The following is a 15,260-nucleotide window of genomic DNA, read 5'->3' as shown; positions in this document are numbered from 1 at the left end:
GGACGAAGTCGTAACAAGGTAGCCGTACCGGAAGGTGCGGCTGGATCACCTCCTTTCTAAGGAGCACATGGCCGACTCCGCTCCCTCAGGGGGCGGCGGCCATCGTCGTAGCCGTTGGGGCTGCCCGTGGCCGGGGTCGCCCTCGCGCCGCGTGGGGGCGTGGAGAAGGTCACCGGGCTGGCGCGCCACATCGCGGCCCGCCCGGACCGGCAGGCTCCGCGCCCGCCCTCGCCCGGGTCCGCCGTCCCGGTCCGTTACGGGGCCGCCGGCGCGAAAGGTGAGGCCCGGGCCGGATTCCCGCATGTGCGGCGGGCGCCGGCCGCACTTGACGCGGCACGGAGCGGCGGGGCGCGGGAGCCCCAGGCCCGCCTCCCTTCTCACCGTGATGACCACGCTTCAGGACACCGGACTGCTCCACGCCGCTGGCCCGCACGGGCTGCGCGAGGTGCTGGGCGGTGCCCGGGAGGTCGTCGAGGGACGCCTGGCCCTCGATGGCGCGCCCGGGGGTGCGCACGGCGAAGGGCCCGGGACCGTCGTACGGTCCCGGGCCCTTCAGCGAGGCGTGTTACCGCGAGGCGTCCGGGTGGACGGCCTCCGTGATCGAGCGGCCGTCGGACGGCTTCTCCTTCGCCACCGGCTTGCGCAGCGCGAGGTTCAGTTCGCGCAGGCGGGCCTCGTCCAGCTCGGTCGGGGCGCCCATCAGCAGATCCTGCGCGTTGCCGTTGAGCGGGAAGGCGATCGTCTCGCGGATGTTCGGCTCGTCGGCCAGGAGCATCACGATGCGGTCGACGCCGGGGGCGATGCCGCCGTGCGGCGGGGCGCCGTACTCGAAGGCGCGGAGCATGCCGGCGAACTCCTGCTCGACGGTCTCCCGCGAGTAGCCCGCGATCTCGAACGCCTTGAACATGATCTCGGGCTCGTGGTTCCGGATCGCGCCGGAGGAGAGCTCGACGCCGTTGCAGACGATGTCGTACTGCCAGCCCAGGATGTCCAGCGGGTCCTGGGTCTCCAGGGCCTCGAGGCCGCCCTGCGGCATGGAGAACGGGTTGTGCGAGAAGTCGATCTTGCCGGTCTCCTCGTCCTTCTCGTACATCGGGAAGTCGACGATCCAGCAGAACCGGAAGACGCCCTCCTCGAAGTGGCCGGCGCGCTTGGCCGCCTCGACGCGGACCGCGCCCATGATCTTGGAGACCTCGTCGAAGTCGCCGGCGCCGAAGAAGACGGCGTGCCCGGCGGCGAGACCCAGGCGCTCGGTGAGGACCTTGACGTTCTCCTCGGTGAGGAACTTGGCGATCGGGCCGGTGAGCCCGCCGTCCTCACCGACACGGACCCAGGCCAGGCCCTTGGCGCCCTGCTCGACCGCGAAGTCGCCGAGGCCGTCGAAGAACTTCCGCGGCTGGTCCTGCACGGACGGCACGGCCAGCGCACGGACGTGCTTGCCGGCGAACGCCTTGAACTCCGAGCCCTGGAAGACGTCCGTGATGTCGACCAGTTCGAGCTGCGCCCGCAGGTCCGGCTTGTCGGAGCCGTACTTCAGCATCGCCTCGCGGAACGGGATCCGCGGGAACGGGGAGGTGACGTGGCGGCCGCCGCCGAACTCCTCGAAGAGCTCGGTCATCAGCTTCTCGATCGGCTGGAAGACGTCCTCCTGCTCGACGAAACTCATCTCGACGTCGAGCTGGTAGAACTCGCCCGGCGAACGGTCGGCGCGGGCGTCCTCGTCGCGGAAGCACGGCGCGATCTGGAAGTAGCGGTCGAAGCCGGAGATCATCAGCAGCTGCTTGAACTGCTGCGGCGCCTGCGGCAGCGCGTAGAACTTGCCCGGGTTCAGGCGGGACGGGACGACGAAGTCGCGGGCGCCCTCGGGGGAGGTCGCGGCGAGGATCGGGGTCGCCATCTCGTTGAAGCCGAGGGCCACCATCTTGGAGCGGATGGAGGCGATGACGGCGGAGCGCAGCATGATGTTGCGGTGCATCCGCTCGCGACGCAGGTCGAGGAAGCGGTACTCCAGGCGCCGCTCCTCGTTCACGCCGTCGTCGGCGTTGATGGTGAACGGGATCTGCTTCGCGGCACCCAGGACCTCGACCTCGGCGGCCTCGACCTCGATCTCTCCGGTGGCGAGCTCCGCGTTGACGTTCTCCGCGCCACGCGAGACGACCTTGCCGTCGACACGGACGACGGTCTCCTTCGTCAGCTTGTCGAGGACCTCGGCGGCCTTGGTGCCGGGCCGGGCGACGAGCTGCGTGATGCCGTAGTGGTCGCGCAGATCGATGAAGAGGATGCCGCCCAGGTCGCGCCGATTGTGCAGCCAGCCGCTCAGCCGGACGTCGGTTCCGACGTCAGAGGCGCGGAGCTCGCCGCAGGTGTGGGACCTGTACCGATGCATCGTCGTTCATCCAGTCTTGAGCGTTCGGGGGACACAACCTGTGCAAGGTTACCGCTCGGCACCCGCGCATCCCATTGACATAGACGTGACACCGCCCCTTGTCGCCCCGAGCGGCTGATGCCGGCGGACGGGTGGGGCACGGAGCCGAAGGGCGTGGGCCGAGTCGATCCGGTGGGGATCTACGACCCCGGCCCGCCGGCCGGGCCGGTGGCGTAGCGGGCGCGCAGCTCGCGGATGACTCCGAACGCGGCCGCGGCGGCCGGCACGGCGAGCAGCATGCCGAGGATGCCCGCGAGGCTCGCCCCGGCCGTGATGGCGAGCAGCACCACCACGGGGTGCATGTGGACGGTACGGCTCTGGATCATCGGCTGGAGGACGTGTCCCTCCAGCACCTGCACGGCGAGCACCACTCCGAGCGCCCACAGCGCGATGACGAAGCCGCGGTCGGCAAGGGCGACCAGGACGGCGACCGCGCCGGAGATGAACGCACCGAGGTAGGGGATGTAGGCACCGACGAAGACGAGGGCGCCGAGGCCGATCGCGCCAGGCACCCGCAGGATCAGCAGCCCGATCGTGATGCAGGTCGCGTCGATCAGCGCGATGAAGGTCGTGCCGCGCATGAAGCCCTGGACGCCGCCGAAGGCGCGGCGGGCGATCGCCTCGAGGAGTTCTCCGCTGTCACCGGGCGCGAGGGAGCGCAGGGTGATGACGGCCCGGTCGGAGTCCCGAAGGAAGAAGAAGATCAGCAGCAGTGCCAGCACGGCGATCGCGATCATCTCGCTCACCACGCCGAGCCCGGAGATCACCCCGGACGCGGCGGTTCCGCCGAACTTTCCGAGCAGTTCCCTGGAATTGGCCGCGAGGTCGTCGAGCGACGTTCCGGCGGCGCCGAAGTGCCGGGACAGATCGGCGGCGGCCTGCCGCAGCGAGGCGACGATCTGGTCGCCGGTCTGGACGAGCGCACTGACGACGACGTAGACGGCGCCGCCGACGACGGCCAGCACGGCGACGCAGGTCAGGCCGGCGGCCAGCGACTGCTGCACCTTCATCCGGATCAGCCGCCGGTACAGCGGCCCGAGCAGTGCGGTCCCGAGGATCGCGAGGAGTACGGGCGTCACGGTGGTCTGGAACCTGATGACGAGCCAGATCGCGACGGCGGCGACCCCGGTGACCAGCAGCGCGACGACGCACCATGCGGCGAGGCGCCTCACGGGCTCGGGCAGCAGCGGCTTCGACAGGGGCACAGCCCCCAGCCGACCACGGCCGCCCGAGCCCGTCCTGCCCGCCCGGTCCGCACGGGTGACGCACCGTCAAGCGGGTTGCGCCGGTACTTACATTCCGTGGACCGCGGGGACCGTGCCGAGACGGCCCCTCTGGAAGTCCTCGAAGGCCTGCCGCAGCTCCTCCTGCGTGTTCATCACGAACGGCCCGTAGTGCGCCATCGGCTCCCTGATCGGCGCTCCGCCCAGGAGCACGATCTCCAGGTCCGGCGCGTTGGAGTCCTGTGACTCGTCCGCCCTGACCGTCAGCGAGCCACCGTCGCCGAAGACCGCCGTCTGGCCCGCCCGCACCGGCCGCAGCTCCTGGCCGACCGTCCCACGGCCCGCGAGGACGTACGCGAGACCGTTGAAGTCCTCGCGCCACGGCAGCGTCATCCCGGCGCCCGGCGCCAGCGTCGCGTGGATCATCGTTATGGGGGTGTGGGTGATGCCGGGGCCCTCGTGCCCGCCCAGCTCACCGGCGATGACCCGGAGCAGCGCCCCGCCGTCGGGCGTGGTCAGCAGCCGTACGTGGCCACCGCGGATGTCCTGGTAGCGCGGGTCCATCATCTTGTCGCTCGCCGGCAGGTTCACCCACAGCTGGAGGCCGTGGAAGAGTCCGCCGGACACGACGAGTTCCTCCGGCGGCGCCTCGATGTGCAGAAGCCCGCTTCCGGCGGTCATCCATTGCGTGTCGCCGTTCCGGATGGTTCCGCCGCCGCCGTTGCTGTCCTGGTGCACGAAGGTGCCGTCGATCAGGTACGTGACGGTCTCGAAGCCGCGGTGCGGGTGCCAGGGGGTTCCCTTGGGCTCGCCGGCCGCGTACTCCACCTCGCCCATCTGGTCCATCATGATGAACGGGTCGAGGTATCGGTAGTTGATCCCGGCGAACGCGCGCCGCACCGGGAAGCCCTCCCCTTCGAAGCCGGTCGGCGCCGTGGTCACGGCGAGGACGGGTCGCGCGACGGCATCGGCGGGCGCGGCGACGCGCGGCAGGGTGAGCGGGTTCTCGACAGTCACTGCGGGCATGGCGGGACCTCCTTGTGCGACGACTTTAGTTGAAGAATGAACTTCTTGCCAGCGCCAACAGAGAACGCCCGGGAGGAATTCCTCCCGGGCGCGAGAAGCGGCGGCCGCACCGCAGCGGCGCCAGGACTCAGCCGTACATCCTGCGCATGGCGAAGTCGACCATCTGCTCGACCGCCTTCGCGTCGAAGACCATCCGGTGCTCGCCCTCCATGTCGAGAACGAAGCCGTACCCCGTCGGCAGAAGGTCGATCACCTCGGCGCCGGTGATCACGAAGTACTTCGACTCCTTGCCCGCGTACCTGCGCAGCTCCTTGAGCGAGGTGAACATCGGGATGACCGGCTGCTGGGTGTTGTGCAGGGCCAGGAAGCCGGGGTTGTCACCGCGCGGGCAGTAGACCTTGGAGGTCGCGAAGATCTGCTGGAAGTCCTCCGCGGACATCGATCCCGTCGTGAAGGCCCGCACCGCGTCGGCCAGGGACGGCGGCGACGGCTCGGGATACAGCGGCTGCTCCCCGTAGGAGGGCTGCTGGGGCACGTACTGCTGTTGCTGAGTGCCCGGAGTCTGGTCGTAGCCGTACATGCCCGCAAGAGTAACGAGTCACAGTTGACCCCATAGGGGTTGCGTCTTATTACCGACGGGTAGCATCATCGTAGCTACTTGCTGGTACGTGGATGTGAAATCCAACTTCCGATCTTACGGAGCCGTCGCCATGGGGCACTACAAGTCGAATCTCCGCGACATCGAGTTCAACCTCTTCGAGGTCCTCGGGCGCGACAAGCTGTACGGCACCGGCCCGTTCGCGGAGATGGACGTCGACACCGCCAAGTCGATCCTCGACGAGATCGCCCGGCTCGCGGAGAACGAGCTGGCCGAGTCGTTCGCGGACGCCGACCGCAACCCTCCGGTCTTCGACCCGGCGACCAACACCGCTCCGGTCCCCGAGAGCTTCAAGAAGAGCTACAAGGCCTTCATGGACTCCGAGTACTGGCGCCTGGGCCTGCCCGAGGAGATCGGCGGCACCACCTCGCCCCGCTCCCTGATCTGGTCCTACGCGGAGCTGCTGCTCGGCTCGAACCCGGCCATCTGGATGTACTCCTCCGGCCCCGCCTTCGCCGGCATCCTCTTCGAGGAGGGCAACGAGGCGCAGAAGAAGGTCGCCCAGATAGCCGTCGAGAAGCGCTGGGGCTCCACCATGGTCCTCACCGAGCCGGACGCCGGCTCTGACGTGGGCGCCGGCCGCACCAAGGCCGTGCAGCAGGAGGACGGCTCCTGGCACATCGAGGGCGTGAAGCGCTTCATCACCTCCGGTGAGCACGACATGGAGGAGAACATCCTCCACTACGTGCTGGCCCGCCCCGAGGGCCACGGCGCCGGCACCAAGGGCCTGTCGCTCTTCCTCGTCCCGAAGTTCCACTTCGACTGGGAGACCGGCGAGCTGGGCGAGCGCAACGGCGTGTACGCGACGAACGTCGAGCACAAGATGGGCCTCAAGGCGTCCAACACGTGCGAGATGACCTTCGGCGACCAGCACCCCGCCAAGGGCTGGCTCATCGGCGACAAGCACGACGGCATCCGCCAGATGTTCATGATCATCGAGTTCGCCCGGATGATGGTCGGCACGAAGGCCATCGCCACCCTGTCGACGGGCTACCTCAACGCGCTGGAGTACGCCAAGGAGCGCGTCCAGGGCCCCGACCTGAAGAACTTCGCGGACAAGACCGCGCCCAAGGTCACCATCACGCACCACCCCGACGTGCGCCGCTCCTTGATGACGCAGAAGGCGTACGCGGAGGGCATGCGCGCCCTCGTGCTGTACACCGCCTCCATCCAGGACGAGATCGCCGTCAAGGAGGCCGCGGGCGAGGACGCCAAGGCCCTTGTCGCGCTGAACGACCTGCTGCTGCCCATCGTGAAGGGCTACGGCTCCGAGAAGTCGTACGAGCAGCTCGCGCAGTCCCTGCAGACCTTCGGCGGCTCCGGCTACCTGCAGGAGTACCCGATCGAGCAGTACATCCGCGACGCCAAGATCGACACCCTCTACGAGGGCACCACCGCCATCCAGGGCCAGGACTACTTCTTCCGGAAGATCGTCCGCGACCAGGGCCAGGCGCTCAACGCCCTCTCCGAGGAGATCAAGAAGTTCCTGGCCGTCGGCACCGGCGGCGAGGAGCTGGCCGCTGCCCGCGACGCGCTCGCCAAGGCCGCCGTCGACCTCGAGGCCATCGTCGGCACGATGACGGGCGACCTCATCGCCACCGGCGACGACGTCAGGAACATCTACAAGGTCGGCCTCAACACCACCCGCCTGCTGATGGCCTCCGGTGACGTCGTCGTCGCCTACCTCCTGCTGCGCGGCGCGGCCGTGGCCGCCGAGAAGCTCGAGACCGCCTCCGCCAAGGACGTGCCGTTCTACCAGGGCAAGATCGCGGCAGCGAAGTTCTTCGCCGCCAACGTCCTGCCGGGCGTCTCCGTCGAGCGCGCGCTCGCCGAGACCGTCGACAATTCGCTGATGGACCTGGACGAGGCCGCGTTCTAGCCCACCCGCTCCGTCAGCCCCAGGGCCGCCGTCCGACTCGTTCGGGCGGCGGCCCTGTCGCGTCACCTCGGTACGCTGGCCTCTGCCCGGCCGGACGACAGGGCCGTTTCCGGCCACGGCCCGCACGCCGTGGACGGGGTGTCGCGGATCGACAACCGGGCCACCAATACCCCTCGTTAAGGTGAACTCCATGAGCAGCGAACCTGCCCGATTCGATCGCGGCCACACCGACGACCTCATGACCTTCCTCACGGCCGCGCCCTCGCCGTACCACGCGGTCGCGGCAGCGGCCGAGCGGCTCGAGAAGGCCGGCTTCCGGCAGGTTCTGGAAACGGACGCCTGGGACGCGACCACGGGCGGCAAGTACGTACTGCGCGGCGGCGCGCTCATCGCCTGGTACGTGCCGGAAGGCGCCGCGGCCCACACCCCGTTCCGTATCGTCGGCGCCCACACGGACTCGCCGAACCTGCGGGTGAAGCCCCTGCCCGACACGGGTGCCCACGGCTGGCGGCAGATCGCCGTCGAGGTCTACGGCGGCACCCTCCTCAACACGTGGCTCGACCGCGATCTGGGGCTTGCCGGCCGGCTCACCCTGCGCGACGGCTCCCACCGCCTGGTGAACATCGACCGGGCACTGCTGCGCGTACCGCAGCTCGCCGTCCACCTCGACCGCTCCGTCAACACCGACGGCCTCAAGCTCGACCGGCAGCGCCACATGCAGCCGATCTGGGGACTCGGCGACGTCGGGGAAGGCGACCTGATCCGCTTCCTGGAGCAGGAGACGGGCATCGAAGAGGGGCAGGTCAGCGGCTGGGACCTGATGCCCCACTCGATCGAGCCGCCCTCCTACCTCGGGCGTGACCGCGAGCTGGTGGCCGGTCCGCGGATGGACAACCTGCTGTCCGTGCACGCGGGCACCGCCGCACTGGCCGCGGTCTCCGCCTCCGCCGAGCTGCCCTTCATCCCGGTGCTCGCCGCCTTCGACCACGAGGAGAACGGCTCCCAGTCGGACACCGGCGCCGACGGCCCGCTGCTCGGCTCCGTCCTGGAGCGCTCCGTGTTCGCGCGCGGCGGCAGCTTCGAGGACCGCGCCCGCGCCTTCGCCGGCACCATCTGTCTCTCCTCCGACACCGGCCACGCCGTGCACCCGAACTACAGCGAGCGCCACGACCCGACGCACCACCCGCGCGCCAACGGCGGCCCGATCCTCAAGGTCAACGTCAACCAGCGTTACGCCACCGACGGCCAGGGCAGGGCCGTGTTCGCCGCGGCCTGCGAGAAGGCCGGCGTGCCGTGGCAGACGTTCGTGTCGAACAACGCCATGCCCTGCGGCACGACCATCGGTCCCATCACCGCCGCGCGGCACGGCATCCACACGGTCGACGTCGGCGTGGCGATCCTGTCGATGCACAGCGCACGCGAGCTGTGCGGAGCCGACGACCCCTACCTGCTCGCGAACGCACTGACCGCGTTCCTGCGGGGCTGAGCGCCATGGGCGGCCGGTGATCCGTAACCGGCCGCCCAGCGCCCGACTACTGTGCCCGGTCCATACCGGCGAGGACCAGCGGCAACCGGGCCGCGCCGCCCTCGGTGACCTTGACCGGCACACCCCAGTCCTGCTGGTGCACGTGGCAGGCCGGGTACTCGTTCTCGGGGTCGTCGTCGCAGGACGCCGCCATCGCGGAGACGTGCAGCACGCCCTCGTGGACCGCCGGGTCGATCTCCAGCTCCCGGCTCAGGTCCGTGCCCGCGCCGTCGCCCGCCCGCAGCAGTTCCGGCGGGGTGGCGGAGACCAGCAGCCGGGTCGAGGGGCCGTAGCGGGTGTCCAGCTTCTGACCGGCCGGGGCCTCGAAGACCACGTCCAGCCGGAGGGCTCCCGGTGCCACGTCGGTGGCTGCGCGCTGCGTGCGGTGGGCGACGGCCTCGACGCGCACCGCCTCCTCGGGCAGCCGCAGCCGGGTCAGCCGGTGCCGTGCCGACTCCACGACCACGATGTCCTCGCCGACCAGCACGGCCCCGCTGGGCTCGCGCAGGTCCGTGGCGAGCGTCGTCACCTCACCGCTCGACGGGTCGAAGCGGCGCAGGGCGTGGTTGTACGTGTCGCTGACGGCGACGGACCCGTCGGGCAGCGCCGTGACACCCAGGGGATGCTGGAGCAGTGCCTGTCCGGCGTCGCCGTCGCGGTGCCCGAAGTCGAAGAGACCGGTGCCGACCGCCGTGTGGACGACCGACTCCCGGTCGATCCAGCGCAGCGCCGACGTCTCGGAGTCGGCGATCCACAGCCGGTCCTCCGTGGCCGCGAGACCGGACGGCTGCGCGAACCAGGCCTCGGCCGCCGGCCCGTCGACCAGCCCCTCGTTCGTCGTACCCGCGGCGACCTGCACGGTCCCGTCCTTTAGGTCGTACGTCCACAGCTGGTGCACCCCGGCCATGGCGATCCACAGCCTGCCCTGCCACCAGGCCACGTCCCACGGCGAGGAGAGGGACACCTCGAGGGCGGGCCCGGAGGTGGGCGAGCCCTGCCACCACTGCCTGCCCGTCCCGGCGAGCAGTTCGACGGCGCCGGTTTCCGGGTCGTAGGCGCGGATGGCGTGGTTGACGGTGTCGGCGACGGCGACACGGCCGTCGGGCAGCAGGGCGAGCCCCTGCGGCTCGTTGAACTCCCCGTCGCCCCCGATCCGGCGCACCACGCTCTCGCCGTCCTCCTCCAGCTCGACCAGCTGATGCCGGGTGGAGTCGGAGACGAGGAGGTTCCCGGAGGGCAGCACCACGGCCTTCCCGGGGAAACGCAGATCGGTGGCGACCGGCTCCGGCGGCACGTACGGGCCGTCTCCGCGACGCAGTGTGCCCTTGGCCGCGTGCTCGGCCTCCAGTTCCTCGACCAGCTTCTCGATGGCGTGGGCGTGCCCCTCGCCCGCGTGCTGGGCGACGACGTACCCCTCGGGGTCGATGACGACGAGCGTCGGCCACGCCCGCACGGCGTACTGCTTCCAGGTGGTGAGCTCGGGGTCGTCGAGCACGGGGTGGTGCACCTGGTAGCGCTCGACGGCGTCGACGACCGCCTGGTGCTCGGCCTCGTGCACGAACTTCGGCGAGTGGACCCCGATGATGACCACGGTGTCGCGGTGCTTCTCCTCGAGCTCGCGCAGCTCGTCGAGGACATGCAGGCAATTGATGCAGCAGAAGGTCCAGAAATCGACGATCACGCACTTGCCGCGCAGGTCGGCGAGGGTGAGTTCCTTGCCCCCGGTGTTCAGCCATCCGCCCTTGCCGATCAGCTCGGGGGCACGGACACGGGCACGGCGGCGGGGCGCGGGGGTGGGCGCCGGGGCGGCATCGTTCATGGTTCAAGCTTGCCATCCGTGTGCGAACGCCGGATCACACGCGTACGGCCGAGGCGGCGAGAGTGCACTGCCTGCCCGGCCGGTGTGGGGCCGCAATCCGCAGGGGTACGCATTCCGCCATGAAATACCTGGTGCGGGACAAGATCTTCGCGATCGGCGACGACTACTGGATCGAGGACGAGAACGGTCGTCACGCCTTTCTGGTCGACGGGAAGGCGCTGCGGCTTCGGGACACGCTCGAGATCAAGGACCGGGACGGGCGGGTGCTGATCACTTTGCGCCAGAAGATGTTCGCCCTGCGGGACACCATGACGATCGAACGCGACGGGGAGATGCTCGCCACGGTCCGCAGGAAGCGTCTGTCGCTGCTGCGCAACCACTACCGGGTGGACCTCGTCGAGGGGACCGAGCTCGATGTCAGCGGACGGATCCTGGACCGGGAGTTCGCCGTGGAGTACGACGGGGAGCTGCTGGCGCACATCTCGCGGCGGTGGCTGACGCTGAGGGACTCGTACGGGGTCGATGTGGTGCGTCAGGACGCGGACGCGGCGCTGCTCATCGCGGTGGCGGTGTGCGTGATCCGGATGGCGGAGAAGGAGCGGGAGCCCGGCTGACCGGCGGCCCGAGGCCCGCCCCCGTGGTGGGCGCGGGCCGGTCGCCCGGGACTCAGCGCGGCGTCGGGAGGCCCAGGCGGCGGTCCTTGAGAGCCGGGAAGACCTCGCGGGTGGAGGCGACCTTCGCCGGGTCGAGGTCCACGGTGATGACCTCCTCGCCGGCGCCCGCCTCCGCGAGCACCTCGCCCCAGGGGTCGACGACGATGCTGTGGCCGGCCTGTTCCACGTCGGCGTGCGTGCCCGCGGTGCCGCAGGCCAGGACGTACGCCTGGTTCTCCACGGCGCGGGCGCGGGCGAGCAGGGTCCAGTGCTCGCGGCGGCGGGCCGGCCAGCCGGCGGGGACGACGAGCGCCTGGGCGCCGCCGTCCACCAGGCCGCGGAAGAGCTCGGGGAAGCGGAGGTCGTAGCAGGTGGCGAGGCCGATGGTGAGGTCCGGCAGGGGGACGGTCACGAGGTCCTCGCCGGCGCCCATCATCACGGCTTCGCCCTTGTCGAACCCGAAGCGGTGGATCTTGCGGTAGGTCGCGGCGAGTTCGCCTGCGGGGGAGATGACCAGGGCGGTGTTGTAGAGGGTGCCGTCGGCGGCCTTCTCGACGACGGAGCCGGCGTGCAGCCAGACACCGGCGTCGCTCGCGGCCTTGGCCATGGCCTCGTACGTGGGCCCGGTCGGGGATTCCGCCTCCGGCTCGAACTGCTGGTAGGCGAAGGCTCCCACAGGCCACAGCTCGGGGAGGATCACCAGTTCGGCGCCCTGCTGTTCCCGCACCATCGAGGCCACACGCCGCCTACGGGAATCGACCGATTCGTCCGGTTCTACTGCGATCTGGATGAGGGAGGCGCGCACACTACCACCGTCCTGGCATTCGAGCCGTCAACACGGGCCTACGATCGTCACACGAAAGCACTGCCGGGGTGCCTTCGGGCAGCGTACTGTGCTCATCCGGGGGCCACCCCCGGACCCCCACAGCGCTGCCAGTCCAGTTTGTCCGCGTACGACCGCCGAGGGGTCCCGTGACCGTCCATCCCAGCCTCCAGACCTACGCCGATGCCTGGACCCATGCCGTCGAATCGATAGCGGAGCTGGTGCAGCCGCTCGTCGAGGGCGAATGGAACCGTGCCACGCCGTGTCCGGGCTGGTCGGTGCGTGACATCGTCTCCCATGTCATCGGCCTGGAATGCGAGATGCTCGGCGACCCCCGGCCCATCCACTCGCTGCCGCGCGATCTCTACCATGTGCGGAGCGAGTTCGCCCGCTACATGGAGATGCAGGTCGATGTGCGCCGGCACCACACGGCGCCGGAGATGACCTCCGAGCTCGAGTACACGATGATTCGCCGGGCCCGCCAGCTGCGCAACGAGAACCGCAGCCCGGACACGCTGGTCCGCGCCCCGCTCGGCGCCGAGCAGACGGTCGAAGTCGCTTACCGGATGCGGGCGTTCGACACCTGGGTGCACGAACAGGATCTGCGGACCGCCTTGAACAAGCCGGGCAATCTCGACTCCCCCGGCGCGTACGTCACTCGGGACGTGCTGCTCGCCGGTCTGCCCAAGGTGGTCGCCAAGGACGCGGGGGCACCCGCGAATTCGGCCGTCGTCTTCGACGTGCACGGCCCGGTCGAGTTCCTGCGGACCGTGCGGGTCGACGCCGACGGCCGTGGCTCCATCGACGGCTCGCCCTCGCTGGGCCCGCTGGTGACTCTGAGCCTGGACTGGGAGACCTACTACCGACTGGCCTGCGGTCGCGTCAGGCCAGCCGCCGTGGCGGACCGCATCAAGGTGGACGGGGACACCGAGCTCGCGGCGGCGATCCTGCGCGAGTTCGCGGTGACTCCGTAGGCGGGACTCCGCAGGCGGGACTCCGCAGGCGACGGCGAGCGGACACACACGGCGGCCCTGGGCCCTTGCGCCGAAGGCCGCCGGTGCCGCGGGCGCCTTCTTGGCCGCGGGCGCCGGCGCCACGGGTTCGGGTGCCGGTCGTCATGCCGGGACGTGCACGGCCTCCACCCGGCTCGCGACGAGCCGTTCCCGCTCGCGCCTGGCCGCGCGGGCGCGCAGCCGCAGGATCTGGGTGATCCCGAGCGCCTCCAGCACGAAGACCGACGCGAAGGCGATGCGGTAGTTGTCGCCCGTGGCGTCCAGCAGGACACCCACCGCGAGCAATGTCGTCATCGACGCGACGAATCCGCCCATGTTGACGATTCCGGAGGCCGTTCCCTGCCGCTCCGGCGGATTGGCCGGACGAGCGAAGTCGAAGCCGATCATCGACGCGGGCCCGCACGCCCCGAGGACGGTGCACAGTGTGATCAGCAGCCACATGGGGGCCTGTTCGCCCGGATAAGCAAGGGTGACCGCCCATAGGGTCGCGGTCGCTCCGACCGTACCCAGGGCCAGTGGCACCCTTGCCGCATGGTGGCGGGCAATCACCTGCCCGTACACCAGACCCACCAGCATGTTGGAGAGCACCACCAGCGTCAGCAGACCGCCCGCGGCCTCCCGGGTGAGCCCCTGGGCCTCCACGAGGAACGGCATGCCCCACAGGAGCAGGAACACCATGGCGGGGAACTGGGTCGTGAAGTGGACCCACATGCCGAGCCGTGTGCCGGGTTCGCGCCACGACTCGGCGATCTGCTTGCGTACGAAGGCCGGTCCCGCATGCTGCGCGGGCGGTGGTTCGTGGCCCTCCGGGTGGTCGGAGAGGAAGAGCGAGAGCAGCACGAGCACGACGACGCCCGCCATCGCACTGCCCACGAAGGTGGCGGTCCAGCCCACCGTGTGCAGCATCCGGGCGATGACGAGGGTGGAGACGAGGTTGCCCGCCATTCCGAACAGTGCGGCGACCTGCCCGATGAGCGGCCCGCGCCGCGCGGGGAACCAGCGTGACCCCAGGCGCAGCACGCTGATGAAGGTCATGGCGTCGCCGCAGCCGAGCAGCGCGCGCGAGGCGAGCGCCGTCCCGTACGAGGGGGAGAGGGCGAACCCCAACTGGCCCACGGTGAACAGCACCACGCCGATGGTGAGCACCTTCTTGGCGCCCAGCCGGTCGACCATCAGGCCGACGGGTATCTGCATGCCCGCGTAGACCAGCAGTTGGAGGATGGAGAAGGTGGACAGGGCAGAGGCGTTGACGCCGAAACGGTCGGCGGCGTCGAGGCCGGCGACGCCCAGGCTGGTACGGAAGATGACGGCCACGAAGTAGACGGCGACGCCGATGCCCCACACCGCGGCGGCGCGGCGGCCGCCGGGGGGATCACCGGGCAGGGAGACCGCAGCCGCTGAGCCGCTCACCGGGCCTCACCCCGGACGAGCACCTCGACCCTGCCGAGGTGGCCGCGCACACAGGCGGCCGCGCCGTCCGCGTCGCCGGCCCTGATCCGGTCGAGGATCTCGGAGTGCTCGTCGTGGTTGCGGGTGATGCGGTCGGGAAGCGCCTGCATCATGGCGACGCCCATGCGCAGCTGACGGTCGCGCAGCTGGTCGTAGAGCCTGGAGAGGATCTCGTTGCCGGCGTGCTTGACGATCTCCGCGTGGAAGCAGCGGTCGCTGACGGCGAAGGCGGCGAGGTCGCCCGCGGCAGCGTGCCGCTTCTGCTCCGCGAGCAGTTCCTCGAGGCGCGCGACGAGCGCGGCGGGCGCGGGGACGGCCTTGCGTACCGCGAACTCCTCGACGAGCAGCCGGGTTTCGACGACGTCGCGGATCTCCTGCGCGGACACGGCGAGAACGAGGGCGCCCTTCTTGGGGTAGAGCCTGATGAGCCCTTCGACCTCGAGCTTGAGCAGTGCTTCCCGTACGGGCGTCCTGGACACGCCTACGGCGTCGGCGAGTTCGCCCTCGGTGAGGAGGGTGCCTCCCTCGTAGCGGCGGTCGAGGACTGCCTGCTTGATGTGGGTGTAGACGCGTTCGGCGGCAGGCGGCTGTTTCACGGGCGCGGCAGGCATGAGCACAGCATAGATACAACAGGGGTGCATCAGACAGCCGGGTCCGCATCGCGAAACAGAGCCGCAACAGCGCCGGGACGCCGGACGCGGAGCAGAGCCGGGGCTCTTGCTTGCGGGTGGCGGGCGCGAGACGCGAACGCCCGGCCGGGACAGGCC

At 70.2% G+C, this 15,260-nt stretch carries 12 protein-coding genes, 1 rRNA gene and 1 pseudogene; 6 read left to right on the top strand and 8 right to left on the bottom strand.

The window, feature by feature from the left end; all coding sequences use genetic code 11:
- Both ABZ070_RS27670 and ABZ070_RS27665 read left to right on the top strand, forming a co-directional pair.
- Nucleotides 1-56, top strand: a 16S ribosomal RNA gene (locus tag ABZ070_RS27670); the annotation flags it as partial.
- Nucleotides 57-180: 124 nt separating this feature from the next.
- Nucleotides 181-475: pseudogene (locus ABZ070_RS27665) on the top strand (triphosphoribosyl-dephospho-CoA synthase); the annotation flags it as partial.
- A 90-nt stretch (nt 476-565) separates the two neighbouring features.
- Here ABZ070_RS27665 and aspS read toward each other — a convergent pair.
- From aspS to ABZ070_RS27645, 4 genes are all read right to left on the bottom strand, one after another.
- Nucleotides 566-2,386 carry an aspartate--tRNA ligase gene (gene aspS / locus ABZ070_RS27660; RefSeq protein WP_356638052.1) on the bottom strand — a complete coding sequence of 607 codons (1,821 nt, stop codon included), beginning with the start codon at nt 2,384-2,386 and terminating at the stop codon, nt 566-568.
- A gap of 179 nt (nt 2,387-2,565) precedes the next feature.
- Nucleotides 2,566-3,630 carry an AI-2E family transporter gene (locus ABZ070_RS27655; RefSeq protein WP_356638051.1) on the bottom strand — a complete coding sequence of 355 codons (1,065 nt, stop codon included), beginning with the start codon at nt 3,628-3,630 and terminating at the stop codon, nt 2,566-2,568.
- A gap of 87 nt (nt 3,631-3,717) precedes the next feature.
- Nucleotides 3,718-4,674, bottom strand: coding sequence for a pirin family protein (locus ABZ070_RS27650; RefSeq protein WP_356638050.1), 957 nt, complete (start codon nt 4,672-4,674; stop codon nt 3,718-3,720).
- A 127-nt stretch (nt 4,675-4,801) separates the two neighbouring features.
- Entirely contained in the window at nt 4,802-5,254 is a 453-nt protein-coding gene (locus ABZ070_RS27645; protein WP_356638049.1) for an SseB family protein, read from the bottom strand.
- A gap of 130 nt (nt 5,255-5,384) precedes the next feature.
- Here ABZ070_RS27645 and ABZ070_RS27640 point away from each other — a divergent pair, with 130 nt between their 5' ends.
- The gene (locus ABZ070_RS27640; RefSeq protein ID WP_356638048.1) at nt 5,385-7,211 is read left to right on the top strand and encodes an acyl-CoA dehydrogenase; all 1,827 of its coding nucleotides are present in this window, start codon (nt 5,385-5,387) and stop codon (nt 7,209-7,211) included.
- A gap of 190 nt (nt 7,212-7,401) precedes the next feature.
- Nucleotides 7,402-8,697: a M18 family aminopeptidase gene (locus ABZ070_RS27635; protein ID WP_356638047.1), complete on the top strand. Its 1,296-nt coding sequence runs from the start codon at nt 7,402-7,404 to the stop codon at nt 8,695-8,697.
- Nucleotides 8,698-8,743: 46 nt separating this feature from the next.
- Here the strand turns inward: ABZ070_RS27635 and ABZ070_RS27630 are convergent, their stop codons facing one another.
- A complete protein-coding gene (locus ABZ070_RS27630; RefSeq protein WP_356638046.1) occupies nt 8,744-10,555 on the bottom strand; it encodes an NHL domain-containing thioredoxin family protein in 1,812 nt (603 codons plus the stop codon).
- 119 nt (nt 10,556-10,674) lie between these two features.
- On the opposite strand from ABZ070_RS27630, the gene ABZ070_RS27625 reads away from it, so the two are divergent.
- Nucleotides 10,675-11,169, top strand: coding sequence for an LURP-one-related family protein (locus ABZ070_RS27625; RefSeq protein ID WP_356638045.1), 495 nt, complete (start codon nt 10,675-10,677; stop codon nt 11,167-11,169).
- Between the two features lie 52 nt (nt 11,170-11,221).
- Here ABZ070_RS27625 and ABZ070_RS27620 read toward each other — a convergent pair whose 3' ends face one another.
- The gene (locus tag ABZ070_RS27620) at nt 11,222-12,013 is read right to left on the bottom strand and encodes a carbon-nitrogen family hydrolase (protein WP_356638044.1); all 792 of its coding nucleotides are present in this window, start codon (nt 12,011-12,013) and stop codon (nt 11,222-11,224) included.
- A 167-nt stretch (nt 12,014-12,180) separates the two neighbouring features.
- Here ABZ070_RS27620 and ABZ070_RS27615 point away from each other — a divergent pair, with 167 nt between their 5' ends.
- On the top strand, nt 12,181-13,005 hold the full coding sequence (locus ABZ070_RS27615; protein WP_356638043.1) for a maleylpyruvate isomerase family mycothiol-dependent enzyme: 825 nt from the start codon (nt 12,181-12,183) through the stop codon (nt 13,003-13,005).
- A gap of 141 nt (nt 13,006-13,146) precedes the next feature.
- Here the strand turns inward: ABZ070_RS27615 and ABZ070_RS27610 are convergent, their stop codons facing one another.
- Both ABZ070_RS27610 and ABZ070_RS27605 read right to left on the bottom strand, forming a co-directional pair.
- The gene (locus ABZ070_RS27610) at nt 13,147-14,454 is read right to left on the bottom strand and encodes an MFS transporter (protein ID WP_356638042.1); all 1,308 of its coding nucleotides are present in this window, start codon (nt 14,452-14,454) and stop codon (nt 13,147-13,149) included.
- The gene (locus ABZ070_RS27605; protein ID WP_356638041.1) at nt 14,451-15,104 is read right to left on the bottom strand and encodes a GntR family transcriptional regulator; all 654 of its coding nucleotides are present in this window, start codon (nt 15,102-15,104) and stop codon (nt 14,451-14,453) included. Before ABZ070_RS27605 ends, ABZ070_RS27610 begins: the two co-directional genes overlap by 4 nt.
- Nucleotides 15,105-15,260 lie beyond the last annotated feature (156 nt).

The sequence above is a fragment of the Streptomyces sp. NPDC006283 genome (genome assembly GCF_040613325.1).
Taxonomy (GTDB): Bacteria; Actinomycetota; Actinomycetes; order Streptomycetales; family Streptomycetaceae; genus Streptomyces.
The sequence above is the reverse complement of the archived record's forward strand: the minus strand, read 5'-3'. Positions and strand labels throughout refer to the sequence as shown.

Coding starts and splice junctions, on each gene's coding strand:
- aspS (WP_356638052.1), bottom strand. CDS start 2,386: ATGCATCGGTACAGGTCCCACACCTGCGGCGAGCTCCGCGCCTCTGAC.
- ABZ070_RS27650 (WP_356638050.1), bottom strand. CDS start 4,674: ATGCCCGCAGTGACTGTCGAGAACCCGCTCACCCTGCCGCGCGTCGCC.
- ABZ070_RS27645 (WP_356638049.1), bottom strand. CDS start 5,254: ATGTACGGCTACGACCAGACTCCGGGCACTCAGCAACAGCAGTACGTG.
- ABZ070_RS27640 (WP_356638048.1), top strand. CDS start 5,385: ATGGGGCACTACAAGTCGAATCTCCGCGACATCGAGTTCAACCTCTTC.
- ABZ070_RS27635 (WP_356638047.1), top strand. CDS start 7,402: ATGAGCAGCGAACCTGCCCGATTCGATCGCGGCCACACCGACGACCTC.
- ABZ070_RS27630 (WP_356638046.1), bottom strand. CDS start 10,555: ATGAACGATGCCGCCCCGGCGCCCACCCCCGCGCCCCGCCGCCGTGCC.
- ABZ070_RS27625 (WP_356638045.1), top strand. CDS start 10,675: ATGAAATACCTGGTGCGGGACAAGATCTTCGCGATCGGCGACGACTAC.
- ABZ070_RS27605 (WP_356638041.1), bottom strand. CDS start 15,104: ATGCCTGCCGCGCCCGTGAAACAGCCGCCTGCCGCCGAACGCGTCTAC.